This window comes from Mesorhizobium sp. M0244, assembly GCF_040321795.1.
Classification (GTDB): domain Bacteria; phylum Pseudomonadota; class Alphaproteobacteria; order Rhizobiales; family Rhizobiaceae; genus Mesorhizobium.
Genome location: NZ_JAMYSE010000041.1, coordinates 1 through 24,009, shown reverse-complemented (window position 1 = coordinate 24,009; position 24,009 = coordinate 1). Strand labels below are relative to the sequence as shown.

25 protein-coding genes are annotated in these 24,009 nt (G+C 62.9%); 8 read left to right on the top strand and 17 right to left on the bottom strand.

The genetic code is table 11. From position 1 onward, the window contains the following. Window positions 1–1,650, bottom strand: a complete 1,650-nt coding sequence (gene ettA, locus NKJ08_RS22360) for an energy-dependent translational throttle protein EttA (protein ID WP_352524226.1) — start codon at window positions 1,648–1,650, stop codon at window positions 1–3. 239 nt (window positions 1,651–1,889) lie between these two features. Between ettA and NKJ08_RS22355 the strand changes: the two genes are divergently transcribed. Then, a complete protein-coding gene (locus tag NKJ08_RS22355) occupies window positions 1,890–3,185 on the top strand; it encodes a GGDEF domain-containing protein (RefSeq protein ID WP_352783347.1) in 1,296 nt (431 codons plus the stop codon). Window positions 3,186–3,268: 83 nt separating this feature from the next. On the opposite strand, the gene NKJ08_RS22350 is transcribed toward NKJ08_RS22355, so the two are convergent. Both NKJ08_RS22350 and NKJ08_RS22345 read right to left on the bottom strand, forming a co-directional pair. Then, window positions 3,269–3,817, bottom strand: a complete 549-nt coding sequence (locus tag NKJ08_RS22350; protein WP_352524224.1) for a hypothetical protein — start codon at window positions 3,815–3,817, stop codon at window positions 3,269–3,271. Between the two features lie 73 nt (window positions 3,818–3,890). After that, the gene (locus tag NKJ08_RS22345; protein ID WP_352524223.1) at window positions 3,891–4,904 is read right to left on the bottom strand and encodes a ribonuclease T2 family protein; all 1,014 of its coding nucleotides are present in this window, start codon (window positions 4,902–4,904) and stop codon (window positions 3,891–3,893) included. A gap of 180 nt (window positions 4,905–5,084) precedes the next feature. On the opposite strand from NKJ08_RS22345, the gene NKJ08_RS22340 reads away from it, so the two are divergent. The 3 genes from NKJ08_RS22340 to NKJ08_RS22330 all read left to right on the top strand — a co-directional run bounded on the left by NKJ08_RS22340 (window position 5,085) and on the right by NKJ08_RS22330 (window position 8,982). Further along, window positions 5,085–6,020, top strand: a complete 936-nt coding sequence (locus tag NKJ08_RS22340) for an alpha/beta fold hydrolase (RefSeq protein WP_352524222.1) — start codon at window positions 5,085–5,087, stop codon at window positions 6,018–6,020. A 140-nt stretch (window positions 6,021–6,160) separates the two neighbouring features. Beyond that, on the top strand, window positions 6,161–7,336 hold the full coding sequence (locus tag NKJ08_RS22335; protein WP_352524221.1) for a CaiB/BaiF CoA transferase family protein: 1,176 nt from the start codon (window positions 6,161–6,163) through the stop codon (window positions 7,334–7,336). Next, window positions 7,333–8,982: a thiamine pyrophosphate-binding protein gene (locus tag NKJ08_RS22330; RefSeq protein WP_352524220.1), complete on the top strand. Its 1,650-nt coding sequence runs from the start codon at window positions 7,333–7,335 to the stop codon at window positions 8,980–8,982. Before NKJ08_RS22335 ends, NKJ08_RS22330 begins: the two co-directional genes overlap by 4 nt. A gap of 81 nt (window positions 8,983–9,063) precedes the next feature. Here the strand turns inward: NKJ08_RS22330 and NKJ08_RS22325 are convergent, their stop codons facing one another. From NKJ08_RS22325 to NKJ08_RS22300, 6 genes are all read right to left on the bottom strand, one after another. Further along, entirely contained in the window at window positions 9,064–9,513 is a 450-nt protein-coding gene (locus tag NKJ08_RS22325) for a CHRD domain-containing protein (RefSeq protein WP_352776544.1), read from the bottom strand. A gap of 153 nt (window positions 9,514–9,666) precedes the next feature. After that, a complete protein-coding gene (locus NKJ08_RS22320; protein ID WP_352524218.1) occupies window positions 9,667–10,638 on the bottom strand; it encodes an ABC transporter substrate-binding protein in 972 nt (323 codons plus the stop codon). 40 nt (window positions 10,639–10,678) lie between these two features. Next, window positions 10,679–11,815 (bottom strand): ABC transporter permease, encoded by a 1,137-nt coding sequence (locus tag NKJ08_RS22315; protein ID WP_352524217.1) that lies wholly within the window; start codon window positions 11,813–11,815, stop codon window positions 10,679–10,681. Then, window positions 11,812–12,690: an ABC transporter permease gene (locus NKJ08_RS22310; protein ID WP_352783340.1), complete on the bottom strand. Its 879-nt coding sequence runs from the start codon at window positions 12,688–12,690 to the stop codon at window positions 11,812–11,814. Before NKJ08_RS22310 ends, NKJ08_RS22315 begins: the two co-directional genes overlap by 4 nt. Further along, window positions 12,691–13,134, bottom strand: a complete 444-nt coding sequence (locus NKJ08_RS22305) for an endonuclease domain-containing protein (protein ID WP_352783337.1) — start codon at window positions 13,132–13,134, stop codon at window positions 12,691–12,693. 79 nt (window positions 13,135–13,213) lie between these two features. Beyond that, complete coding sequence (locus tag NKJ08_RS22300; RefSeq protein WP_352529615.1) at window positions 13,214–14,005, bottom strand: ABC transporter ATP-binding protein; 792 nt, start codon at window positions 14,003–14,005, stop codon at window positions 13,214–13,216. A gap of 146 nt (window positions 14,006–14,151) precedes the next feature. Between NKJ08_RS22300 and NKJ08_RS22295 the strand changes: the two genes are divergently transcribed. Then, window positions 14,152–14,556 carry a cupin domain-containing protein gene (locus NKJ08_RS22295; RefSeq protein WP_352529613.1) on the top strand — a complete coding sequence of 135 codons (405 nt, stop codon included), beginning with the start codon at window positions 14,152–14,154 and terminating at the stop codon, window positions 14,554–14,556. 29 nt (window positions 14,557–14,585) lie between these two features. Here the strand turns inward: NKJ08_RS22295 and NKJ08_RS22290 are convergent, their stop codons facing one another. The 6 genes from NKJ08_RS22290 to aptA all read right to left on the bottom strand — a co-directional run bounded on the left by NKJ08_RS22290 (window position 14,586) and on the right by aptA (window position 19,995). Next, a complete protein-coding gene (locus NKJ08_RS22290) occupies window positions 14,586–14,978 on the bottom strand; it encodes a hypothetical protein (protein ID WP_352529611.1) in 393 nt (130 codons plus the stop codon). Next, the gene (locus tag NKJ08_RS22285; RefSeq protein ID WP_352776540.1) at window positions 14,969–15,310 is read right to left on the bottom strand and encodes a hypothetical protein; all 342 of its coding nucleotides are present in this window, start codon (window positions 15,308–15,310) and stop codon (window positions 14,969–14,971) included. The genes NKJ08_RS22290 and NKJ08_RS22285 overlap by 10 nt, the downstream gene beginning before the upstream one ends. A gap of 29 nt (window positions 15,311–15,339) precedes the next feature. Next, window positions 15,340–16,791: a dihydropyrimidinase gene (gene hydA, locus NKJ08_RS22280; RefSeq protein WP_352783332.1), complete on the bottom strand. Its 1,452-nt coding sequence runs from the start codon at window positions 16,789–16,791 to the stop codon at window positions 15,340–15,342. Between the two features lie 65 nt (window positions 16,792–16,856). Further along, the gene (locus NKJ08_RS22275) at window positions 16,857–18,107 is read right to left on the bottom strand and encodes a Zn-dependent hydrolase (protein ID WP_352776539.1); all 1,251 of its coding nucleotides are present in this window, start codon (window positions 18,105–18,107) and stop codon (window positions 16,857–16,859) included. A 3-nt stretch (window positions 18,108–18,110) separates the two neighbouring features. Next, a complete protein-coding gene (locus NKJ08_RS22270; protein WP_352783328.1) occupies window positions 18,111–18,557 on the bottom strand; it encodes an endonuclease domain-containing protein in 447 nt (148 codons plus the stop codon). Between the two features lie 109 nt (window positions 18,558–18,666). Then, window positions 18,667–19,995 (bottom strand): omega-aminotransferase AptA, encoded by a 1,329-nt coding sequence (gene aptA, locus NKJ08_RS22265; RefSeq protein WP_352783326.1) that lies wholly within the window; start codon window positions 19,993–19,995, stop codon window positions 18,667–18,669. Between the two features lie 227 nt (window positions 19,996–20,222). On the opposite strand from aptA, the gene NKJ08_RS22260 reads away from it, so the two are divergent. Further along, window positions 20,223–20,864, top strand: a complete 642-nt coding sequence (locus NKJ08_RS22260; RefSeq protein ID WP_352783323.1) for a TetR family transcriptional regulator C-terminal domain-containing protein — start codon at window positions 20,223–20,225, stop codon at window positions 20,862–20,864. A gap of 66 nt (window positions 20,865–20,930) precedes the next feature. Here the strand turns inward: NKJ08_RS22260 and NKJ08_RS22255 are convergent, their stop codons facing one another. Continuing rightward, entirely contained in the window at window positions 20,931–21,803 is an 873-nt protein-coding gene (locus NKJ08_RS22255; protein WP_352529600.1) for a helix-turn-helix transcriptional regulator, read from the bottom strand. 105 nt (window positions 21,804–21,908) lie between these two features. On the opposite strand from NKJ08_RS22255, the gene NKJ08_RS22250 reads away from it, so the two are divergent. Continuing rightward, a complete protein-coding gene (locus NKJ08_RS22250; protein WP_352529598.1) occupies window positions 21,909–22,760 on the top strand; it encodes an SDR family NAD(P)-dependent oxidoreductase in 852 nt (283 codons plus the stop codon). After that, window positions 22,757–23,479 (top strand): SDR family oxidoreductase, encoded by a 723-nt coding sequence (locus NKJ08_RS22245; protein ID WP_352529596.1) that lies wholly within the window; start codon window positions 22,757–22,759, stop codon window positions 23,477–23,479. The genes NKJ08_RS22250 and NKJ08_RS22245 overlap by 4 nt, the downstream gene beginning before the upstream one ends. 31 nt (window positions 23,480–23,510) lie before the next feature. Here NKJ08_RS22245 and NKJ08_RS22240 read toward each other — a convergent pair whose 3' ends face one another. Beyond that, a complete protein-coding gene (locus NKJ08_RS22240; protein ID WP_352529594.1) occupies window positions 23,511–23,888 on the bottom strand; it encodes a DoxX family protein in 378 nt (125 codons plus the stop codon). Window positions 23,889–24,009 lie beyond the last annotated feature (121 nt).

The window sequence follows — 24,009 nt, the reverse complement described above, 5'->3', positions numbered from 1 at the left end:
CTACCTGGTCAGCCGCTTATACGTCATCCTGTGCGGGTTGACCGCGTCCGGGCCGAGGCGGCGGATCTTGTCCTGCTCGTAATCCTCGAAATTGCCCTCGAACCATTCGACATGGCTGTCGCCCTCGAAGGCGAGGATGTGCGTCGCCAGCCGGTCGAGGAACATGCGGTCGTGCGAGATGATGACGGCGCAGCCGGCGAAGTTTTCCAGCGCGTCTTCGAGTGCGGCAAGCGTTTCCGTATCGAGATCGTTGGTCGGTTCGTCGAGCAGCAGCACATTGCCGCCGGTCTTCAGCATTTTTGCCAGATGCACGCGGTTGCGCTGGCCGCCGGACAGGTTGCCGACCTTCTGCTGCTGATCGCCGCCACGAAAGTTGAACGACGCGCAATAGGCGCGGGTGTTGGCCTCGAACTTGCCGAGCTTGACCACTTCGGCGCCGCCCGAGATCTCTTCCCAGACGGTCTTGGTTGGGTCGAGTGCGTCACGGCTCTGATCGACATAACCGAGCTTGACCGTCTCGCCGACGCGGATCGTGCCGGCATCGGGCTTTTCCTGCCCGGTGATCATGCGGAACAGCGTCGTCTTGCCGGCGCCGTTCGGGCCGATGACGCCGACGATGCCGCCGGGCGGCAGCTTGAATTCGAGATCGTCGATCAGCAGCGTGTCGCCGAACCCTTTCGACAGACCCTCGACCTCGATCACCACATTGCCGAGCCGCTCGCCATGCGGAATGACGATCTGGGTGTCGCTCGGACGCCGCTTGTCGGCCGCATCCAGCAGATCCTGGAACGCCTGGATGCGGGCTTTCGACTTGGTCTGCCGGGCTTTCGGGCTGGACTGGATCCACTCGCGCTCTCGGCCGATCGCCCGCTGGCGCGCATCGTCCTCGCGGCCTTCCTGCTTGAGGCGCTTGGCCTTGGCTTCGAGATATTTGGTGTAGTTGCCTTCGTACGGGATGCCACGGCCGCGGTCGAGCTCGAGGATCCAGCCGGTGACGTTGTCGAGGAAGTAGCGGTCGTGGGTGATGATCATCACCGCGCCCGGATAGGCGCGCAGATGCTTTTCCAGCCACGCCGTCGTCTCGGCGTCGAGATGGTTGGTCGGCTCGTCGAGCAGCAGCAAATCGGGCTGGCGCAGCAGCAGCTGGCAGAGCGCGACGCGACGGCGTTCGCCGCCCGACAGCTTGGTGACGTCGGCTTCCTTGGGCGGACAGCCGAGCGCCTCCATCGCCATCTCGACCTGCTGCTCGAGATCCCACAAATTGAGCCGGTCCATCTCGTCCTGGAGCTTGGCCGACTCGTCGGCCGTCTCGTCGGAATAGTTCATCATCAATTCGTTATAGCGCTCGATGATGGCGGTCTTGGCGACGACGCCTTCCATGATGTTCTCGAACACATTCTTGTTCGGATCGAGTGCCGGCTCCTGCGCCAGGTAACCGACGGTCGCGCCTTCGGCCAGCCAGGCTTCGCCGCTCCACTCCTTGTCGATCCCGGCCATGATCTTGAGGATCGTCGACTTGCCGGCGCCGTTGGGGCCGAGGATGCCGATCTTGGCGTCCGGGTAGAAGGACAGATGAACGTTCTCGAGCACCTTCTTGGTGCCGTAGGCCTTGTTGAGGCCGGCCATGTGATAGATGAACTGGCGTGCCACGCGCGCTTTCCCTGAAAAATCGACTGATGTCGGATTGAATGGAAGTTGCGCGCTATGTAAGCGATGCGGCCGCGAACGGCAAACAGTTTTGGCCCTAAGCGAATTTGGTCGCACCGCAAACGCTTAGCCGTTCATTTCGTGCCGACGCCCAGACGAAAGCTCCGGTTAACCATTCCGCGTCAAAACAGTGTTGGGTGGGGAATCGCCAGCAACCGCGATTTCGGAAGAGAGATCGGGTCGTGCTGAACAGTTTCCTGCTGCTTGCCGAAGCGGTTTTCTATTTCGGCACAATGGTCACGCTTTTCGGTTTCAGGAACCGTATCGGCCTCGGCGTCTTTGTCTGCGCGCTTGGCGCCATGCATTTTCTGGAAACCTATCTGGCCAGCGTGGTCTATGTCGCGCTGCCGTTCGGCATGGTATCGCCCGGCTCGGCTGTGCTGTTTTCCGGCAAACTGGTGATGCTTCTCCTGCTCTACATCAAGGAGGACGCGGCAACCGTGCGGCAGCCCATCTACGGCCTGCTGCTCGGCAATGCCTTGATGATCGGGCTCGTGCTGATCCTGCGCTTGCACGACATCGCACCGCTGCCCGACGGCAAGCTTCCCGACATCGCCTTCATCGATAAGATGGGTTGGCTGATGGCATGGGGCACTTCGCTGCTGTTCATCGATGCCATCCTCATCATCCTGCTCTATGAAAAACTCGGCAAATACCTGCGCAATGCGCTTTTCACCCGCATCCTGGTCTCGGTAGCCTGTGTACTCACATTCGACCAGGCGGGGTTCTTCACGGCGCTGCATTTCATCGCCGGGGCGCCGGTCGCGGTTTTCCTTGGCGGCTGGTTTGCCAAGATGGGGGCGGCCCTTGCTTTTAGCATCATGCTTGTCGCCTATCTCAGATGGTTCGAGGCACGGCAGATCCCGGCGCCGCGTGGGCTTTCAGACATTTTCGACACGCTGACCTATCGCGAGCGCTATGAAGCGCTGGTCGAGCAGGCAGGGCGCGACGGCCTCACCGGCCTGCTGAACAGGGGCCGCTTCGACAGCGACGGCGAAGCCGCCGTCGCCGCCAGCCTGCGGACGGCCAAGCCGCTCAGCCTGCTGATCATCGATGTCGACCATTTCAAGTCGATCAACGACCGCTTCGGCCATGCCGAGGGCGACAAGGTGCTGAAATCCATCGCAGCCCTGCTTGGCGAGATTGTCAGTCCCGAGGACCAGGTTTTCAGGATCGGCGGCGAGGAATTCGCAATCCTCTGTTCGCGCCCGCATCCGGCGGCCAGGCTGCTGGGCGAGAGCATCAGGCACGCGGTCAAGACATCAACGAGCACCAGCCGGTTCGACATCACCATCAGCGCCGGCATCTCGACCGTCGGCGAGACGACCCGCTGCCTTGCCGATCTTTTCGCGCTCGCCGACCAGCGTCTCTACAAGGCCAAATCGACCGGACGCGACCGCGTTGTCGGCGAGCCGGGCGGCAACGAGGCTGACGGCCGCAACACATGGACCAGGCCGGAGCGCAGCGTCGGCGCATAACGCTGCAATTGGCGCAATCAGGATTGTTTGCGCCGCTGCCATGCGCCGATCGCGACCGAAACCGCCATCAGTGCGATCGCCAGCTATTTCATTGCCGCGATGATCGGGCTGGCATCGATATCATAGGCGATGAACAGAAGAATGCCCGGCACCAGCAAGCCGCAGAGCACCAGCATGATCCGGTTGATCTGCCACGACACCTTTGCCGCGAGCGCCTGATCGCCGGCCACGGCGACAAGGTTGGTATGCAGCGACTTCGGCGCGACCAGCGCGGTCGAAAGGCGCAGCGAAATCGGCAGGCCGATCCCGATGATCAGGAAGGCGCATGCCGCCAACAGCAGCGAAAACTTGAGCGCACTGGTTTCGGCCGGTACCGGGAACAGCAGCGTCGCCAGCGGCAGGAAGATACCGAAGATACCGAGCGCAGCGATGGCGATGAAGATCGCCGCGTTGACCAGTGTGAACAATTGGTAGGTGCCGGCGCCGATCGGTTTGGCGAGCGTGCTCATGCGCGCCCACTCCGCTTCGGTGTAGGAAAAACCCGGCCACTCCATATGGCCGTCACGGATCGCCGTCATGCCCTTGGCCCAGAACGCCAGCCGCGCCAACGCGCCGCTCGTCATGCCACTCATCGCTACCCCCGCCGAATGATGCCCCTGGGATCATACCACCCCCGGTGCAAAGCGACAGTCGCGTTCGGCCTATTTACTGGAAACCGACGGGATCGACCGTGCCCTTCGGGCAGCCGGCCTTGGCTGTCGGCGCCGAGGCAAGCAGCAGCGCACCGAGCGAGGCGTTCGAAGCAATCGGGCCGGTAAGGCCAAGCGTCAGCTCGCCGATCAGCCGCCTGCCGTTCGAAGGATCGACCACGCAGGATACGCGGACCCGGTCGCCCGCGCCTGTGCCGAAGGCGCTGTCGAAGGCGCTGCGGATCCGATCGGACGTCAGCTGCTTGCCGATGTTCTTGGTGAAGAGATCGCGTACCGGCGACGCGTTCACCGCGCGCATCAGGTTCAAAGCGTCGGAGAAATACTCCTGCTGGCTCTTGCCGTAGCAGGTGCCGTGCTTGATCCACTCATGCCTTTCGAGGGCGGATGCGGTGCCCGGCATCACCTGGTCGAGTTCCGATCGCGTTTTCGGGTCAAGCGTGACCGGCGGCAGGTCCCGCCAGTGCGCCGGATCGTCGTTCGCCTTGTCGCTTGCCGCGACCTGGCAATAGAAATTTCCGTTCGGTTGCGGCCACAGCCCATGCAAGGTGAAATGGGTCGCATCGAAACCGGCCGCGGTCTGCGCCCGGCATTCGGTCTTGCTGGACTTGGTCTCACAGAAAGCCGGCTGCCAGCTCAGCGCGAAGACATATTCCGGTTTTCCGGACGCCGATGCCTTGTTCGGATCGGCAGGCGCCGATGCAGCCGGCATCGTCGACGCATTGCCGCCCGAAACGTGGCCGCAGCTGATCTTGACCCAGCGGCGCTCCGGATCGGCGCCCGGCACACGAATGAGATAGTGGGTGGGCGCATCCTTGTTGCCGGCCAGGAGATCATAGCTCTGGCCAGCCGCGGTCGAGACATTGCCCAGGTTCTTGCCGCTCTTGATCGCCTGCGTCGCCGGACAGGCGGCATCGGCGACGAATGAGCCGGTCATCTTCACATCGGCCTGCGCCGCGCCGACCAGCAGCACGGCCGCAAGCGCCAATCCGAAAACAAAACCTGTCCGCATAAGAGTCCCTCGGATCAAAAAACTGCGGCAACAGACTGCCGTTGTCACCATGTCAGAATTGCGAACGTGCGATAAACCCCACCGCGCAAATCGGCCACGCCGGATTGACGCAAAACCGGCGCCGGCGCAAACAAAACTCGCGTCCGGTATCGTGTCGCGGGCATTGGAGACGAAGCGGCGATGTCATTCGACCAACAGCTTGTGCTTCGATCGCCGACCGGCGCCGAGCTCAACCTTTATGTGAAACACGCCACCGGCCAACCACGCGCAATTGTCCAGATTAACCACGGGCTGGCCGAACATGCCGCGCGCTATGCCCGCTTCGCCGATTTCCTCGGCGCGCGCGGCTACCAGGTCTACGCCCACGACCACCGTGGCCACGGCGCGACCAGGGCGCCTGATGCCCCGCTTGGCAGATTCGCCGACACGGATGGCGGTGCCAAGGTCATCGCCGATGTCGCTGCCGTCCACGACCTCATCGCCAAGGAACGGCCGGGCCTGCCGGTCATCGTCTTCGGCCACTCCCTGGGCGCGTCGGTCGCACTGAATTTCGTCTTGCGCCACTCTGCGCGCATCCAGGGCGCGGCGATCTGGAACGGCAATTTCTCGGCCGGCCTGCTCGGCCAAATCGCGCTCGGCATGCTTGCCTGGGAAAAATTCCGGCTTGGTTCCGACGTGCCGTCGCGCCTGCTGCCCCGGCTGACGTTCCGGGCCTGGGGCAAAGCCGTGCCCAATCACCGGACGCCGTTCGACTGGCTGTCGCGCGATGCCGTCGAAGTGGAGAAATACATCGCCGACCCGCTCTGCGGCTGGGACGCATCGGTGTCGATGTGGCATGACGTCGTCAAGATGGCGCTCGATTGCGGCAGCGACAGCGGTTTTTCCGGCGTGCGGCGCGACCTGTTCGTCAATCTGGTCGGAGGCGAGAAGGATCCGGCCTCGGACGGCGGCAAGGCGGTCAGCCATCTTGCCGGCCGGATGCACATGATGGGCTTTTCGAATCTCGTTTCAAGGGTTTACGCCGAAACCCGCCACGAAAGCCTGAACGAGGTAAATCGAGACATCATCATGGAGGATTTTGCGCTCTGGGCCGACCGCGTGCTGAGGGCGCCGTAACGCTTGGCCCATCGCAAGGGCCGTGACAGCGGCACGCGGGATTGATAGTGGGATGTCGCCCAAAAGTGCGCAGCGGTTTTGGGATAACGACATGCACAAAAAAGATCTAAGGCTGCGCTTTCGACCAATCACGGTGATCCATGACTGAGCCTCCGCTCAAAGGCATCCGCGTCATCGAACTCGCACGCATCCTTGCCGGGCCATGGGCCGGGCAGCTGCTTGCCGACCTCGGCGCCGATGTGATCAAGGTCGAAAGCCCGGACGGCGGCGACGACACGCGCAAATGGGGGCCGCCCTTCGTCATCGGCCATGACGGCGAGAACCTTTCGGCCGCCTATTACCATTCCTGCAACCGCGGCAAGCGCTCCATCGCCATCGACTTCTCGACGCCCGAGGGCGCCGAGACGGTGCGCCGGTTGGCCGCGACATCGGACGTGCTGATCGAAAACTTCAAAGTCGGCGGACTGAAGAAGTACGGCCTCGATTATGACAGCCTGAGAAAAATCAACCCGCGGCTGATCTATTGCTCGATCACCGGTTTTGGCCAGTCGGGACCGTATGCGCCGCGCGCCGGTTATGATTTCATCATCCAGGGCATGGGCGGCATGATGTCGATCACCGGCGAAGCCGGCCGCGAACCGCAAAAGGCCGGCGTCGCTATTTCAGATGTTTTCACCGGGCTTTATTCGGTCATCGCCATCCAGGCGGCGCTTCGTCATGCCGAGAAGACAGGCGAAGGCCAGCATATCGACATGGCGCTCTACGACACCCAGATCTCGACGCTCGGCAACCAGAACCTCAACTATCTCGTCTCCGGACAATCGCCGGTGCAGATGGGCAATGCGCATATGAACATCGCGCCCTACGAGGTGGTGCCGGTGAAAAATGGCCACATCATCCTGGCGGTCGGCAATGACGGCCAGTTCGCAAAGTTCTGCGCTGCCGTCGGCCTCGACGAGCTGGCGTCTAACCCTGACTTCGCCACCAATCCCGCCCGCGTTGCCAACCGGGCGAAGCTGCGCGAGCAGATGATCGAGGCGCTGAAAGTCTTCGATCGCGACCCGCTGCTGGCCAAGCTCGAGGCCGCCGGCGTGCCGGCCAGCCCGATCAACAATATCGGCCAGATGTTTGCGGACCCGCAGACCATCGCGCGCGGCATGCGGCTCGACCTCGACGACGGCCATGGCAATCTCTTGCCCTCGGTGCGTGCGCCGATGGTCATGTCCGGCACGCCGCTGGTCTATGAACGGCCCTCGCCGCGTCTCGGCGAACACACCAAAGAAATCCTTGCCGAACTGGAGAGGTCTGGAAAATGAAGACCGGCGGACAACTCATCGTCGATGCGCTCGAAGCCAACGGAACGGACCGTATCTATTGCGTGCCCGGCGAATCCTATCTCGCGGTGCTCGACGCGCTGCACGATTCACCGATCCGCACCATCGTCTGTCGCCAGGAGGGCGGTGCCGCAATGATGGCCGACTGCCATGGCCGCCTGACCGGCAGGCCCGGCATCTGCTTCGTCACCCGCGGCCCCGGCGCCACCAATGCCTCGGCCGGCATCCACATCGCCATGCAGGATTCGGTGCCGCTGATCCTGTTCATCGGCCAGGTCGCCAGCCACGCCAAGGGGCGCGAGGCCTTCCAGGAGGTCGACTATGTCAGGTTCTTCGGTGATATCGCCAAATGGGTGGTCGAGATCGACGAGGCCTCGCGCATCCCCGAATTCGTCACGCGGGCCTTTTCAGTGGCGACCTCGGGCCGGCCCGGCCCGGTCGTCATTTCGCTGCCCGAGGACATGCTGACCAGCCTTGCCGAGGCACCGGAAGCCTTGCACTACACACCGGTCGAAACGCGGCCGGGCAAGGCCGAAATCGACGCGCTGGAAGAGCTGCTTAACAAGGCAAAGCGGCCCTTCGTCATTCTCGGCGGTACGCGCTGGGACGCGCAAGCCGTCGCGCAAATACGGACGATCGCCGAGGCCTGGTCGCTGCCGATCGGCTGCTCCTTCCGCCGCCAGATGCTGTTCGACCATCTTCACCCGAACTATGCCGGCGATGTCGGCATCGGCATCAACCCCAAGCTGGCAACCGCCATCAAGCAGGCCGACCTTGTGCTGCTCATCGGCGGCCGCATGGGCGAGATGCCGTCGTCCGACTACACGCTGCTGAAGAGCCCCTACCCGGACCAGATGCTGGTCCATATCCATGCCGACGCCGGCGAGCTCGGCCGCGTCTACCGGCCGGCGCTGGCGATCAATGCCTCGCCCGCGGCCTTCGTCGAAGCCTTTGCCAAACACAAGCCGGGCGCAGCGCCGGTGTGGGCGGCTGAGACAGCGAAGCTGCATGCGGCCTATCTCGACTGGTCGACGCCTCCGGAGAGCGGCCCTGGCGCCGTCCAGATGGGGCCGATCATGAATTATCTCGAAACGATGCTGCCCGACGATGCCATTCTCACCAACGGCGCCGGCAACTACGCCACCTGGGTGCATCGCTATCACCGCTTCCGGCGTTTTGGCACACAGGCAGCACCCACATCCGGCTCGATGGGCTACGGCACGCCGGCGGCGGTCGCAGCCAAGGAATTGTTCCCCGAGCGCGACGTGATCGCCTTTGCCGGCGACGGCTGTTTCCTGATGAATGGGCAGGAATTCGCCACCGCCGTGCAATACGGACTGCCGATCATTGTCGTTGTCGTCAACAACGGCATCTACGGCACCATCCGCATGCATCAGGAACGCGAATATCCGGGCCGTGTCGTCGCCACGGATCTGAAAAACCCCGACTTCGCGGCGCTCGCGCGTGCCTATGGCGGTCATGGCGAAACAGTCGAGAAGACCGCCGACTTCGCGCCGGCTTTCCAGCGTGCGCGCGCCAGCGGCAAGCCGGCGATCGTCGAGATCAGGCTTGATCCCGAAGCGATCACGCCGACCCGGACCATGACGCAGATACGCGACAGGGCCTGAGCGCCAACGGGATAGGTCGAATCCCTTCGCAAACTTCGACAGGTTGATGCAGCGCTATGGTCGCTCTCGGGCGACGTTGCGCTACATCGACGCTGGCGCCTTTTCGATCTGCCCGCGGATCTCGCCGTCCGCGTGGGCCGCAGTGTGGATGTTGACGTAGTATTTGCCGGCCTCCAGATCGGTGGCCTGCTTGTCGGTCAATGTCGCCGAGCCCTTGATCGGGCTCTTCAGTTTTTTGAACGGCACCACAGGGTCGGCGTTTTCACCCTTTGCCGCCGGGCCGTGAATGTGTGCGGCGGTCGCCGGCCCGCTGAGGCCGGAATACCTCACGGTCCAGCTGAGTTTCTTGGTGGCGGTGTTGAACCTGAGCGTGGCGGTGCCCTTGCCCTTCGTGGTGACGGGCGGGTTCTGCTCAGCGCCATTGAGCGTCGCCGTCATCTTTACGGTTTCGGCCAGAGCTGGTGACACCGAGAAGATGGCTGCAGAAATGGCCAGCGCCGAAAGCATCGGCGTGAAGGACTGGATGCGCATGGAAACCTCCGTTGTGGCACCCTTGAAGCGGATGCATCGGCACAACGATTTTGCGAGCGGATGTTTCCGCCGGTAACGTTCATTTTACATCCCACTAAAAAGGGGCGGTCGCCCGCCCCCTTTTTGTCTTCCAACAGAGCTTGCTTGACAGCCCTATTTGATCGCCTTGTCTGTGATCGCGGTCGTGTAGGCGCCGGTCGGCTCCTTGCTGATGATCTTCTGGTCGAGCAGCGCCTTGGCGGTGCGCTCGTAGGTCGCCGGATCGAGCTTGCCATCGGCATTGTCGATCAGCTTGGCGACTTCCCCCATCATGCGCTTTTGGTGGTTCTCGTCCTGGCCGCCATTGTCCATGACAATGCCAGCTGCCTCGTCGGAATTGTCGATGGCGTATTTCCAGCCCTTCATCGAAGCGCGCACGAAACGCACCATCTTGTCCTCGAAGGCCGGATCCTTGAGCTTGTCTTCCAAAGCATAGAGCCCGTCTTCGAGCAGATCGTTGCCCATGGCGGAATAGTTGAAAACGGTCAGCTCTTCCGGCTTATAGCCAGCGTCAATGAGCTGCCAGTATTCGTTGTAGGTCATGACCGAGATGCAATCCGCCTGCTTCTGGATCAGCGGCTGCACATCAAAGCTCTGCTTGAGCACGGTAACGCCGTCCGGGCCGCCTTCGGTCTTGAGGCCAAGCTTGTTCATCCAGGCATAGAACGGGTACTCGTTGCCGAAGAACCAGACGCCGAGCGTGTGGCCTTTGAAGTCGGCTTCGGTCTTGACCGGGCCGTCCTTCGGACAGACCAGCTCCATGCCGGCCTTCTTGAACGGCTGGGCGATGTTGACCAGTGGCACGCCCTTTTCGCGCGCAGCCAGCGCACCGCCCATCCAGTCGACGATGACGTCGGCGCCACCGCCGGCGATCACCTGCTCCGGCGCAATGTCGGGGCCGCCGGGCTTGATATCGACATCGAGGCCCTCGGCTTCATAAAAGCCCTTGGCCTTGGCGACATAGTAGCCGGCGAACTGTGCCTGGGTGACCCATTTCAGCTGCAGCGTCACCTTGTCCGCGGCCATCGCCTGGAACGCGGCCAGCGACATCGCGCCGGCCAGCATCGAAACAACAAGTCTTTTCATGTTTTTACCCTCTGAAGTTAGCGCCCTAAACCCACCGCCCCTATCCACCACGGACAGAGGGATGCCAAAACGTGATTGCTCTCTCGAAAAGAGCGACCACGCCATAAAAGACCGAACCCGCAAGTGCTGCAACTGCGATTTCGGCCCACACCATGTCGATGTTCATCCGTCCAACTTCCGTCGAAATGCGGAATCCCATGCCGACCACCGGTGTGCCGAAGAACTCGGCGACGATGGCGCCGATCAGCGCCAGCGTCGAATTGATCTTCAGCGCGTTGAAGATGAACGGTGCCGCCGCCGGCAATCGCAACTTGAATAGTGTCTGCCAGTAGCCCGAGGCATAGGTGCGCATCAGGTCGCGCTCCATATAGCCGGAGGCTGCAAGCCCGGCGACGGTGTTCACCAGCATCGGGAAGAAGGTCATGATGATGACCACCGCCGCCTTGGACTGCCAGTCGAAGCCGAACCACATGACCATGATCGGCGCGACGCCGATGATCGGCAGCGCCGACACCATATTGCCGATCGGCAGCAGTCCGCGCCGCAGGAACGGTACGCGGTCGGCCATGATGGCGGCAATGAAACCTGCCCCGCTTCCAACGACGTAACCGAAGATCACCGCCTTGAAGATCGTCTGACGCACGTCGGCGGCCAGGATTGGCAGCGAAGTGGCAATGCGTGCGCCGATGGCGCTTGGCGGCGGCAAAAGGATGAAGGGGATACCGGCACCACGGGTCACCGCCTCCCAGATGATCAGGATCCAGGCGCCGAAGATCGCCGGGATGATCAGGCGCAGGGCGGTTGACGCCCAGCGCGACGTCGGGCGAAACGACGACAGGACCGTTACGCAGCGCCAGGCCAAAAACCATGCCGCGGCGAGCAGCAGATAGAAGGGGGCGCCAGCGCTGCCCTCATTGCCGGTTATGCCGGCGAGCAGGATCCACGCCGCGCCATGCGCGCCAAGGAAGAGCAACACCACCCCGATCATCGGTGGAAAGTTGTCGGCCTCAATTGCCACGAGCAGCAAAATGAACATCAAAGCCGTGGTCGCCATGGCGTAACCGGGCGCGGCACTGACGAGCGGCCAAAGAAGCAGCGCGCCGACAAGAAGGATGAGCGCGGCATACCCTTGCCAGGATCGAGGTGTGATTGAGGAAAGGCTCAGGAGCGAGCTCATGCCGGCCTCCCGCCCATGGCGCGGTCGACCAGGCGCCCGGCTATGCCGACCAGCATCACCAGCAAGGCGGCCACCACCGAGCCGGCAACCAACGCCGACCAGATGTCTATGGTCTGGCTGTAATAGGCGCCGGCGAGCAGCTTGGCGCCGATGCCGGCGACGGCGCCGGTCGGCAGCACGCCCACCATGGCGCCGACGAGGCTGGCGGCCACCGCGACTTTCATTGAGGTGAACAGGAACGGCACCGAAGCCGGCACCCGCAATTTCCAGAAGGTCTGCGAAGGACTGGCATTATAGGTGTGCATCAGGTCGAGATGGGTAAGCTCGGGCGAGCGAAGCCCCTTCACCATGCCGACCGCCACCGGGAAGAACGACAGATAGGTCGAGATCAGCGCCTTCGGGATCAGCCCGGTGATGCCGACAGCGGCCAGCACAACGATGATCATCGGTGCCACCGCCAGGATCGGAATGGTCTGCGACGCGATGATCCACGGCATCAGGCTGCGGTCGAGCGTCGCCACATGCACGATGCCGACGGCGATGACGATGCCGAGCGCCGTGCCGAAGGCAAAGCCGAGCAGCGTCGACGACAGCGTCACCCAGGCATTGTAGACAAGGCTGCGGTTCGAGGTGATGCTGCGCAGAAAGGTGTTTTCGAAAAAATTCACTGCCACCTGATGCGGCGCCGGCAGCGTCGGCTTCGGCTGCGCCAGCGTCTTGCCGATGAACTCGACGACGCCCGGTGTCTGATTGGCGCGGCGGTCGAGATCGCGCTGGAACGGTGCGTTGAGGACAACGGCCATGACGTACCAGACGACGACCACGCCCAAGAGGATCGAGGTCACCGGAACGATCTTGTCGCGAAACGAGTCCATCTAGTGGTCCTCGCGGGATGGGTGCCCTCCTCTCCCCAATGGGGAGAGGGTGGCCGGAGCGAAGCGGAGGCCGGGTGAGGGGGTAGAAATCTTTCCGTCGAGGCAAGCCAAGATCGTATCAAGGACCGCTCGGCGTTCGGCCAAGACTTCATGGTTCCAGAACCGAAGAACGGAATAACCGTGACCATTCAGCCAAGCAGTTCTCGCGGCATCGGTTGGAGATTCCGCGTGCTGGCTGCCGTCGATTTCCACGATCAGCGCGCTCTCACGACAGACGAAATCTGCAAAGAACGGCCCAAGCGGCACTTGCCTCACAAATTTGTAGCCGTTGAGATGGCGCCCTCTTAGTTCCCCCCAAAGCCTGTATTCAGCCTCGGTCTCGTCAAACCGCAGCTTTCGAGCGCGAGCGGTTGCACCGACCTTTCTTTTGGTCGGATCCGCCAAGGCCCCCTCACCCGACCTCCGCTTCGCTCCGGCCACCCGCTCCCCGTCGGGGAGAGGAGGGAGCTCATCTTCCGCCGCCTCAATCATCATAGCTGTGCCCCGCCCTGAGCCCGTCGCGCACGCGTGCCGCGATCGCCAGGAACTCCGGCGTCTCGCGGATGTCGAGCGGCCGCTTCTTAGGCAGCGTGGATTCGATGACGTCGCTGACGCGGCCCGGGCGCGGCGACATGACGACGATGCGAGTCGACAGATAGACCGCCTCGGGGATCGAATGGGTGACGAAGCAGATGGTCTTGTTGGTCCGTTCCCAAAGCTCCAGCAGCTGTTCGTTGAGATGGTCGCGCACGATCTCGTCGAGCGCGCCGAACGGCTCGTCCATCAACAAAAGGTCGGCATCGAAGGCCAGCGCCCGTGCGATCGAGGCGCGCTGCTGCATGCCGCCCGAAAGCTGCCAGGGGTATTTCTTCTCGAAGCCGCCGAGATTGACGAGGTCGAGAGTGCGCTTGATGCGCGCCGCCTGCTCCGCCCTGGACAGGCCCATGATCTCCAGCGGCAGCGCCACATTGCGCTCGATCGTGCGCCACGGATAAAGCGCGGCCGCCTGGAAGACATAGCCATAGGCGCGGCTCTGGCGCGCCTGCTCGGGCGTCATGTCGTTGACCGAGATGGTCCCCGAGGTCGGCTTCTCCAGATCGGCGATGACCCGCAGCAAGGTCGTCTTGCCGCAACCGGACGGCCCGATGAAGGACACGAATTCGCCCTTGCCGATGGTGAGATCGACATTCGACAGCGCCTGCACCGGACCGTCATTGGTCTGGAAGGTGAGGCCAAGCTTGCTTGCCGACACGACGGCTGGCGATGCTCCCGTCATAGGCCGCGGCCTGCCTTCTCGCGCGGCTGCCGTGCCAGCGTGAATTCGGTTGATTTTGCCTCGATGTTGCTTTCCACTCGCCCCGTCCTGTCCGACTGAGAGTTCCCGTCCGGCTGAGAGTTCCCGCTCGATCGAGAGTTGCCCCGATGTCGCCCAAACCCACTTGCCATCTTATCCGCCCTGAAAGCTCTTATGAAGGCAAGCAGGGCCTGAGTTATTTCGCCGGTATCGCCGCCGAAAGCGTCGGCTCTTCCGGCATCTGCATGCATCTGCTGACCATGCCGCCGGGCGCCCGCGCCAAGGCGCATATGCATGAAAGCCATGAAACCGCGATCTATGTGCTCTCCGGCGAAGTCCATACCTGGTACGGCGACCGGCTTGAACAGCATATCGTGGTCAAGGCCGGCGATCTTTTCTACATTCCGGCCGGTGTGCCGCATCTGCCGTCCAATCTGAGCGACAGTCCTGCCTCGGCCGTTATCGCCCGTACCGACCCCAGCGAACAGGAAAGCGTCGTCCTGCTGCCGGAACTGGAAGGGATGGTCGCCTGAGGACTGAGCCGAGACCGGAAAGTTGGCCGTCATCGGCACCGGGAGACTTCGCCCATGACCATGCCGTCCTCATCGGCGATCACCAGTTTCTTGGCATTCTTGGGGCTGCGCTTGACGGTGAATGTGATTGGCGACTGGCCTTCCTCGCCCTCAGCCTCGCACAATGTTTTCAGCACCACCGAGCCGTCGGCTTGCGGCTGCTTTTCGGTGAACGTGCAGGCGCTGGTCGCCGTGATGAATTCGGTGTCGTTGAGCAGCAGCATGTCCTCGGCATAGACCTGCTGGCCGTTCTTGTTGATGCAGCCCGACTTGTTGCCATAAGGCTTGGACAGGTCGACGGCCGCCGCCGCGGAGGCGTGGCCGGCCGCGAGCACAGCAGCCGCGGCAAACAACATGCGAAACCCGCTTTTGGTCACGAACATGATTTCAACGGCCCTATCTCATCAAGGCCGGGGATGGTCACGAAGAACCCGTCCTCTCCTCTGTTGATAATCTTGACGACGTCTGTGGTCGTCCCCTCCTCGCCCTCGGCGAAACAGGTGGAGCTCAACAACTGGGTCGCAGGCGTCGTCGTCAATCGCTGTGCGAACTGGCAGCCACTGCCATAGGTTTCGACGCCGTCGGCGGTCAGCACGACATAATCGTCGCTGTCCTGATAACCGAGCCGTACACCAGCGCAACCGACCTCATTGCCAAAGGAGCCGGCAAGGACGTCAGCCGCCGCCGGCCCGGCGGCAAGGATCACCGCGGCCATTGAGATAATCGCTCCGTGGCTCGCCAAGCTCAAACGCCCGTCGCCGGGATGCCCGTCCGTTCCACCTTGCGCGGCGCGGAAATTTCCTTCCACGTCGACAGCGCCCGGTTGACCGCCGCGTTCGGCTCGCGGCCGACGAACTCGCCATGGCCGGGCTTCGCCTTGACCTCGTTTTCCTCGATCGACAGTTCGCCGCGCGAGAAGACGAAGCGCGGCAGGCCGGTTACCTCAAAACCTTCGAAGACATTGTAGTCGATCACCGACTGCTGCTTCTTGGCCGTGATCTTCTTCTTGCGCTTCGGGTCCCAGACGAGGATGTCGGCGTCCGCGCCTTCGACGATGGCGCCCTTCTTCGGGTACATGTTGAGTATCTTGGCGATGTTGGTCGAGGTCACCGCGACGAACTCGTTCATCGTCAGCCGGCCAGTGTTGACGCCGGTCGTCCACAGCACCGGCAAACGATCCTCGAGCCCGCCGGTGCCATTCGGAATCTTGGTGAAGTCGCCGACGCCGTTGCGCTTCTGTTTGGTGGTGAAGGCACAATGGTCGGTCGCCACCACTTGCAGCGACCCGGCCTGCAGGCCGGCCCACAGCGAATCCTGGTGCCATTTGTTGCGGAAGGGCGGGCTCATGACGCGGCGCGCCGCATGGTCCCAGTCCTTGCTGAAATACTCGCTCTCGTCCAGCGTCAGATGCTGGATCAGCGGCTCGCCGAACACCCGCATGCCTTTCTGCCGCGCGCGGCGGATGGCCTCGTGGGCCTGCTCGCAGGAGACGTGCACGACATAGAGCGGCACGCCGGCCATGTCGGCGATCATGATGGCGCGATTGGTCGCCTCGCCTTCTACTTCCGGCGGACGCGAATAGGCGTGCCCTTCGGGGCCGTTATTGCCCGCCGCCAGCAGCTTCTGCGACAGGGCGGCAACCACGTCGCCATTCTCGGCATGAACCAGCGGCAGCGCGCCGAGATCGGCGCAGCGCTGGAACGACGAATACATCTCGTCGTCATCGACCATCAGCGCGCCCTTGTAGGCCATGAAGTGCTTGAACGAGGTGATGCCCTTGTCGACGACATCAGCCATCTCGTCGAACACCTGCTTGCCCCACCAGGTGATCGCCATGTGGAAAGAATAATCGCAGGACGCTTTCGAAGTCTTGTTATCCCACATCTGCAGGGCCTCGAGCAGCGATTGCTGCGGCGCCGGCAGACAGAAATCGACGACCATCGTCGTGCCGCCAGCAAGCGCGGCCCGCGTGCCGCTCTCGAAATCGTCGGCCGAATAGGTGCCCATGAACGGCATTTCGAGATGGGTGTGCGGGTCGATACCGCCCGGCATCACATAACAGCCGCTGGCGTCGAATTCGTGGTCGCCATGCAGGTCCGGACCGATGGCGACGATCTTGCCTTGCTTGAACAGCACGTCGGCCTTCCACGTGCGGTCGGCGGTGACGACGGTTCCGTTCTTGATGACTTTGGACATTTTCTTGTTCCCTTGTTCTTGTCGCGCTTCTTGCGAGCGGCGTTACGAGGCAGCAGCCTATTGCTTCATTCGACAATCACCGCCGTCTCGACCACCGCATGAAACAGCACATCGGCGCCAGCCGCCGCCCATTCCTTGGAGATCTCCTCGGCCTCGTTATGGCTGAGCCCGTCGACGCAGGGGCACATCACCATAGCCGTCGGTGCGACGCGGTTGATCCAGCAGGCGTCATGGCCGGCGCCGGAGACGATGTTGCGATGCGAGTAGCCGAGCCGTTCGGCGGCGTCGCGAATCGCCTTGACGCAGCCCGGGTCGAAGGTGACAGGGTCGAAATGGCCGACCTGATCGATGGCATATTTGATGTCGAGCGCGTCGCAGATCGTGTCGATGCCTTCGCGGACGCGCCCGTCCATGGCATCCAGCACTTCTTTTTCCGGCGAGCGGATGTCGATGGTGAAGACCGTACGGCCGGCGATGATGTTGCGCGAGTTCGGATAGACCTCCATATGGCCGACCGCGCCCACCGCGTCCGGCTGATAGTCCATGGCAATCTCGTGCACCAGCTCGATCACCCGCGCCATGCCGAGCCCGGCATTGCGCCGCTTCGGCATCGGCGTCGAGCCGGTATGCGCCTCCTTGCCGGTCAGCGTCACCTGCAGCCATTTCAGTCCCTGGCCATGGGTAACGACGCCGATGTCGATGCCCTCGTCCTCGAGGATCGGGCCTTGCTCGATATGCAGTTCGAAGAAAGCGTGGATCTTGCGCTCGCCGACCTTTTCGGTGCCCTTCCAGCCGATGCGTTCGAGTTCCTCGCCGAATTTCTTGCCGTCCTTGTCGACATGCGAGTAGACGTCGGCCTGGTCGAGGACGCCGGCGAACACGCCGGACGCCATCATTGCCGGCGCAAAGCGCGCGCCCTCCTCATTGGTCCAGTTGGTGACGACGATCGGATGCTTTGTCTTGATGCCGAGATCGTTGAGCGAGCGCACGATCTCCAGCCCGCCGAGCACGCCGAGCACACCGTCATATTTGCCGCCGGTCGGCTGGGTATCGAGATGGCTGCCAACGTAAACCGGCGGCAGATTGGGGTCGGTGCCTTCGCGGCGGGCAAACATCGTACCCATCTCGTCGACGCCCATTTCGAGCCCCGCCTCATCGCACCAGCGCTTGAACAGATGCCGACCTTCGCCGTCCTCATCGGTAACAGTCTGGCGATTGTTGCCGCCGGCAATGCCGGGGCCGATCTTCGCCATCTCCATTATCGAATCCCACAAACGGTCTGAATTGATTCGCAGATTCTCGCCAGGAGCGGCCATATTCTAAAACCTCATCGGTTGCGGCACGCCAGCGTCCCCCTCCCCCTCGAGGGGAGGGTGGCCGCGAAGCGGCCGGGTGGGGTCGCCGAACATGCGCGCGACCTTATCCTTGACCACTTGTGCGACATGCCAAGCGCTGTTTATGACATCGGGCTCATCGACGCGAAAGATCTCGAACCCGAGCGATCGCAGATAGGCATCACGGACGGCGTCGTGCCGTTTGCCTCTCTCGTGTTCGTGCAGATCACCATCCACTTCCACGACCAGCTTTGCGGCAAGGCAGGCAAAGTCAACGATATAGGGCCCAATAGGACACTGGCGGCGGAACTTGATGCCGGACGATTTCAGCTCGCGCAGTTCATACCACAGCAGCGATTCGCCCTTGGTCGCATGAACTCGAAGCGCGCGCGCCTTTTGGCGCATTTCGAAACTCACGCGGGTACGGGGCATCAGAGACACCTATGCGGCCGAAAGTCAGGTTGGCGCACTGCCGCACCGACCCCACCCGGCCGCTTCGCGGCCACCCTCCCCTCAAGGGGGAGGGAAAGCTGCACCTGGTTCAATCCACCGCCCTCAGCACTTCGCGCACATGGTCGATCAACTCGTTGATCTGACCCTTGGTGATGATCAGCGGCGGCGACAGCGCGATGATGTCGCCGGTGGTGCGGATCAGCGCACCGCGCTCGAACGCCTTCACAAAAGCCGAGAAGGCGCGTTTCGTCGGCTGGCCGGCGATCGGCGCCAGTTCGATCGCACCGATCAGGCCGATATTGCGGATGTCGATGACGTTCGGCTCGCCCTTCAGCGAATGCAGTGCGTCCTCCCAGTACGGCGCCAGTTCCTCGCCGCGGGTCAAGAGCCCCTCTTCCTTGTAGGTGTCGAGCGTGCCGAGTGCGGCTGCACAGGCGATCGGATTGCCAGAGTAAGTGTAGCCGTGAAAGAACTCGATCATATGCTCGGGGCCGGTCATGAAGGCGTCGTGGATTTCCTTCTTCACGAACACCGCGCCCATTGGGATGACACCGTTGGAGACGCCCTTGGCGGTGGTCATGATATCGGGCGTGACGCCGAAATAGTCGGCGGCAAACGGCGTGCCGAGGCGGCCGAAGCCGGTAATGACCTCGTCGAAGATCAGCAAGATGCCGTGCTTGGTGCAGATCTCGCGCAGCTTCTGCAGATAGCCCTTCGGCGGCAGGATGACGCCGGTGGAACCGGCTACCGGTTCGACGATGACGGCCGCAATAGTCGAGGCGTCATGCAGCGCGACGATGCGCTCCAGCTCGTTGGCCAATTCCGCGCCATGCTCGGGCACGCCCTTGGTGAAGGAGTTCTTTTCCGGCAAATGCGTATGCGGCATGTGGTCGACGCCGCCGAGCAGCGTGCCGAACATCTTGCGGTTGGTGACGATGCCGCCGACCGAGATGCCACCGAAATTGACGCCGTGATAGCCGCGCTCGCGGCCGATCAGACGGGTGCGCGAGCCCTCGCCTTTTGCGCGGTGATAAGCGATCGCCATCTTCAGCGCCGTCTCGACCGATTCCGATCCGGAATTGGTGAAGAACACATGGTCCATGCCCTTCGGCGCGATATCGACCAGGCGGTTGGCCAGTTCGAACACGATCGGATGGCCCATCTGGAACGCGGGTGCGTAGTCGAGTTCGGCCGCTTGGCTCTGGATCGCCTCGGTGATCTTCGGGCGGCAGTGGCCGGCATTGACGCACCACAGGCCGGCAGTGCCGTCGAGAACCTTGCGCCCGTCGCTGGTCGTGTAGTGCATGTCCTTGGCCAACACCATCATGCGCGGCGCCTGCTTGAACTGCCGGTTTGCCGTGAACGGCATCCAGAATGCGCTGAGATCGTTCGGCGTGACTTTCAGCCGGTTGGACATGACCAAGACTTCCCCTTGTAACCTGTTTCGGTGCGGCCAACGCTTGGTCTTTGCTGCGTTTTCGTGCTACGCAAATTTTTGACCGGTTGGACAAACGTTAGCACCGCCTTATCAGCGGTCAAGGGATTACTAGCGGAAATGCGGCTTTCGAAGTGCGCTCCACAGGGCGGAGAAAAACTGGTCCAGAGAATTGGTCCAGGCGCCCGTCACAGTGAAAGCTTTTCGGGGTGACGGGGGCGGTCGAAGGCTCCGCTCCTCGCCGCACCCGCATCCAGCTGGAAAAGCGCGAGCTCATCCTGGAGGCGGCGCTCGAAGTCTTCTCCACCAACGGTTTTCGCGGCTCGACCATCGACCAGATCGCCGAAGCGGCCGGCATGTCGAAGCCGAACCTGCTCTATTATTTCCGTCGCAAGGAGGACATCCACGAGACGCTGATGCAGCGGCTTCTCGACACCTGGCTGGCGCCGCTGCGCGAGCTCGACGACATCGGCGACCCCTTGACCGAACTGCGCAGCTACATCAGGCACAAGCTCGAAATGGCGCGCGATTTCCCGCGCGAGAGCCGGCTGTTCGCCAACGAGATCCTGCAGGGCGCGCCGCGCATCATGCCGATGCTGGAAGGCGAATTGAAGACGCTGGTCGACGAGAAGGCCAACGTCATCAAGGCCTGGATGCGTGCCGGCAAGATCGCCCGCACCGATCCGTGGCACCTGATCTTCTCGATCTGGGCAACGACGCAGCATTACGCCGATTTCGACGTCCAGGTCCGCGCCGTGCTCGGCCCCGACCGCGGCGGCGACGGCCGCTTCGAGGATGCCGCAAGATTTCTCGAGCAATTGTTCATCGACGGGCTGAAGCCGAAGGGCTGACGACCATGATCCCGAAAAGTGGAAGCCGGTTTTCGGACAAGATCATGGTCAAAACAAAGAAAGGGTTCAGGCGCTGCGCCGCTCGGCCGGAAGCGTCTCCAGCAGCTTTTCGAGCTTGGCGATCGAGTTCTGCTCGGCGAGCGGCGTGTAGACGATCAGCTTCATGTCCGAGCCGTCGTCGATCGACAGGCTCATGTGCTCGAACGCCATGGCGCCGGCCGTCGGATGCCTGACATGCTTCACACCCGACAGTTTGCGGGCCACATCGCGCAGCGGCCACCAGGCGCGAAACTCCGGGCTCGAACGCGTCATCAGCGCGATCAGCCGCTCGAAATCCGGGTCGCCGACATATTTGGCGCTTTCCGCCCGGAATGACGCCAGCACGGCGCGCGCCAGTTCCTCCCAGTCGATAAGCAGGCGCCGATGCTGCGGGTTGGTGAAAACCATGTGGACGACGTTGCGGGCATCGCCCTCCAGCAGGCCATAGTCGCCGAACACGGCTGCCGCGGCAGAGTTCCAGGCCAGCACGTCCCAGCGACGCCCAACGACATAGGCCGGCTGCAGGACCAGGCTTTGCAGCATGTGCAGCAAGGGGCCGTCGACTTTTTCAGGCGCGTCGACGCGATGCTCCGGCTGCGGCCGGCCGGCAAGGATGAACAGATGCCGTTTCTCGGCGGCGTCCAGGCGCAACGCCTGACTGAGCGCCGTCAGCACCTCCACCGACGGTCGCACGTCGCGCCCCTGCTCCAGCCATGTGTACCAGGTCGTGCCGACGCCGGCGATCATCGCCACCTCTTCGCGCCGCAGCCCGGGTGTACGCCTGCGCAAGCCCGTCGAGATGCCCGTGGCCGAAGGCGTCAGCCTTTCGCGCCGCGAGCGCAGAAAGGCGCCAAGCTCGCGGCGGCGGCTGTCTTCGGCAGAATGCGTCGGTGAATCCATCGGACCTATTATAGCAGTACCGATACCAGGATAAAGTTTGAACTGTTTGGCAAACGGCTTGCGCCCCATCTTTCCGCTCAGAGCTATGAGATGGAGGCTCCGAACATGGAACTGAAAGACAAGACGATCCTCATCACCGGGTCGACCGACGGCGTCGGCCGCGTCGTCGCGCAACGGCTCGGCGCCGGCGGCGCGCGCATCCTGGTGCATGGCCGCGACGCAAAAAGGGGCAAGGCGACCGTGGCCGAAATCGAATCCGCCGGCGGCAAGGCCGAGCTTCTCGTCGCCGACCTCTCCTCCCTGGCGGAAGTCCGCCGCCTCGCCGAGGCCGTGCGCGCAAGGACCAAGCGGCTCGAAATCCTCATCAACAATGCCGGCGTTGGCACCGCCGGCCCAAACGCGAAACGGCAGGTCAGCGCCGACGGCTACGAGCTGCGCTTTGCCGTCAACTATCTCGCCGGCTTCCTGCTCACCACGGAGCTGCTGCCGCTGCTCAAGTCCAGCGCGCCGGCGCGCATCGTCAACGTCGCCTCGGCCGGCCAGCAGGCGATCGACTTCGACGACGTCATGCAGACCCGCTCCTATGACGGCGCCCGTGCCTACTGCCAGAGCAAGCTGGCGCAGATCATGTTCACCATCGATCTGGCGGAGCAGCTGAAGAGCACCGGCGTCACGGTCAACAGCCTGCATCCGGCAAGCTACATGAACACTACGATGGTGCGGCAGGCCGGCATCACACCCTGGAGCTCGGTCGAAACCGGCGCCAAGGCCATCATCAACCTCGCGACGTCGCCCGCGCTCGAAGGGCGAAGCGGCCTCTATTTCGACGGCCAAAGGCAATCCCGCGCCGATGCGCAAGCCTATGACGCGAAGGCACGACGCCAATTGCGGGAATCGAGCCTCGGTCTTGCCGGGCTCGCACCGGCTTCCGCAACATCGAAGAAAGAGGATTCATGATCGAGAAAACGCAGCACACCGTGGTCGTCGGCGGCTCCTCCGGCATCGGCCTCGCCACCGCGAAAAAGCTGCTTGGCCCGGGCATGAAGGTGACCATCACCGGGCGCAGCAGGGAAAGGCTCGACAATGCATGGCAAAGCCTTGGCGGCGCCGTCGAAAAAGCTGCCTTCGATGCCGCGAAGCCGGACGAGGTTCGCCGGTTCTTCAACGAACTCGGCCCTTTCGATCACCTGGTGCTGGCCGCCAGCGGCGGCAAGGGCCTCGGCCCGTTCGAAACGCTTGACCTGACCGACATCGGCGGCGGCGTCGACGAGAAAGTCCGGCCACAGCTCTCCTGCCTGCAGGCCGCCTTGCCGACGCTGAACAAGAGCGGCTCGGTGACTTTCATCTCGGCGGTGTCGGCGCAATTGTCGGCGCCGGGTGTCGCCGGCATCGCCGCCGTCAACGGCATGCTGCTGACCGTGGTGCCGATCCTGGCAATGGAGCTGAAGCCGTTACGCGTCAATGTCGTGGCACCGGGCGTCATCGACACGCCCTGGTGGGACTTTTTGCCCGATGAACAGCGCCATGCCGTGTTTGCCGAGTATGCCGGCAAGACGCCCGTCGGCCGCATCGGCCGCGCCGAGGATGTCGCCGAGGCGATCGCGTTCCTGGTTTCGAACAGCTTCGTCACCGGCCAGGTGCTGACCTGCGACGGCGGCTTGCGGTATGCGGCATAGAGCGGCTGCCTCCGCGAGGCGGCGGTGGCTGTCAAAGCGACTGCGCGATCATCGCCAGAAATCCTCCGGTCAGCGCCACGTTGCCGACAAAGCCATTGATGCGAGACGCACGTTCAGGTCCTTGATGATCCCAGAAATTATGGAACATCGGCGTAGCGATGATCAGGAACAGGATCAGGCATGCCGCTGCCGGAGCGGTCCAGATGCCCGCGATCACCAGTGCTCCGGCAATGATCTGCAGGACGATCCCCAGCCACAGCACCAGCCGTGCCTGCGGCACGCCGCGCGTCGTCATCAATTGGCTCACCAACGCCGCGTTCTGAATGTTGCGCAGGCCGGCAAAGACAAAGGCGCCGCCAAGCAGCAAGCGGGCGGCGAATAGGATCTCACTATCAAAGTTTGAAAACATGCTGTCGGGTCGTTGAGCAGAAAAGAGGCGCGCGGCGGGATGGCCCCCGCCAGGGGCCAGCTCAACCGGCCCAGCCGGCGGGGCTCGGGTGGGTTTCCTGGAACCGACACCAAAGCCCGGT

What these genes read in the sequence shown, in the direction of transcription:
- NKJ08_RS22350 (WP_352524224.1), bottom strand. Translation starts at nt 3,817, where the DNA reads ATGAGTGGCATGACGAGCGGCGCGTTGGCGCGGCTGGCGTTCTGGGCC.
- NKJ08_RS22345 (WP_352524223.1), bottom strand. Translation starts at nt 4,904, where the DNA reads ATGCGGACAGGTTTTGTTTTCGGATTGGCGCTTGCGGCCGTGCTGCTG.
- NKJ08_RS22340 (WP_352524222.1), top strand. Translation starts at nt 5,085, where the DNA reads ATGTCATTCGACCAACAGCTTGTGCTTCGATCGCCGACCGGCGCCGAG.
- NKJ08_RS22335 (WP_352524221.1), top strand. Translation starts at nt 6,161, where the DNA reads ATGACTGAGCCTCCGCTCAAAGGCATCCGCGTCATCGAACTCGCACGC.
- NKJ08_RS22330 (WP_352524220.1), top strand. Translation starts at nt 7,333, where the DNA reads ATGAAGACCGGCGGACAACTCATCGTCGATGCGCTCGAAGCCAACGGA.
- NKJ08_RS22325 (WP_352776544.1), bottom strand. Translation starts at nt 9,513, where the DNA reads ATGCGCATCCAGTCCTTCACGCCGATGCTTTCGGCGCTGGCCATTTCT.
- NKJ08_RS22320 (WP_352524218.1), bottom strand. Translation starts at nt 10,638, where the DNA reads ATGAAAAGACTTGTTGTTTCGATGCTGGCCGGCGCGATGTCGCTGGCC.
- NKJ08_RS22315 (WP_352524217.1), bottom strand. Translation starts at nt 11,815, where the DNA reads ATGAGCTCGCTCCTGAGCCTTTCCTCAATCACACCTCGATCCTGGCAA.
- NKJ08_RS22310 (WP_352783340.1), bottom strand. Translation starts at nt 12,690, where the DNA reads ATGGACTCGTTTCGCGACAAGATCGTTCCGGTGACCTCGATCCTCTTG.
- NKJ08_RS22300 (WP_352529615.1), bottom strand. Translation starts at nt 14,005, where the DNA reads ATGACGGGAGCATCGCCAGCCGTCGTGTCGGCAAGCAAGCTTGGCCTC.
- NKJ08_RS22295 (WP_352529613.1), top strand. Translation starts at nt 14,152, where the DNA reads ATGTCGCCCAAACCCACTTGCCATCTTATCCGCCCTGAAAGCTCTTAT.
- NKJ08_RS22290 (WP_352529611.1), bottom strand. Translation starts at nt 14,978, where the DNA reads ATGTTCGTGACCAAAAGCGGGTTTCGCATGTTGTTTGCCGCGGCTGCT.
- NKJ08_RS22285 (WP_352776540.1), bottom strand. Translation starts at nt 15,310, where the DNA reads ATGGCCGCGGTGATCCTTGCCGCCGGGCCGGCGGCGGCTGACGTCCTT.
- hydA (WP_352783332.1), bottom strand. Translation starts at nt 16,791, where the DNA reads ATGTCCAAAGTCATCAAGAACGGAACCGTCGTCACCGCCGACCGCACG.
- NKJ08_RS22275 (WP_352776539.1), bottom strand. Translation starts at nt 18,107, where the DNA reads ATGGCCGCTCCTGGCGAGAATCTGCGAATCAATTCAGACCGTTTGTGG.
- NKJ08_RS22270 (WP_352783328.1), bottom strand. Translation starts at nt 18,557, where the DNA reads ATGCCCCGTACCCGCGTGAGTTTCGAAATGCGCCAAAAGGCGCGCGCG.
- aptA (WP_352783326.1), bottom strand. Translation starts at nt 19,995, where the DNA reads ATGTCCAACCGGCTGAAAGTCACGCCGAACGATCTCAGCGCATTCTGG.
- NKJ08_RS22255 (WP_352529600.1), bottom strand. Translation starts at nt 21,803, where the DNA reads ATGGATTCACCGACGCATTCTGCCGAAGACAGCCGCCGCCGCGAGCTT.
- NKJ08_RS22250 (WP_352529598.1), top strand. Translation starts at nt 21,909, where the DNA reads ATGGAACTGAAAGACAAGACGATCCTCATCACCGGGTCGACCGACGGC.
- NKJ08_RS22245 (WP_352529596.1), top strand. Translation starts at nt 22,757, where the DNA reads ATGATCGAGAAAACGCAGCACACCGTGGTCGTCGGCGGCTCCTCCGGC.
- NKJ08_RS22240 (WP_352529594.1), bottom strand. Translation starts at nt 23,888, where the DNA reads ATGTTTTCAAACTTTGATAGTGAGATCCTATTCGCCGCCCGCTTGCTG.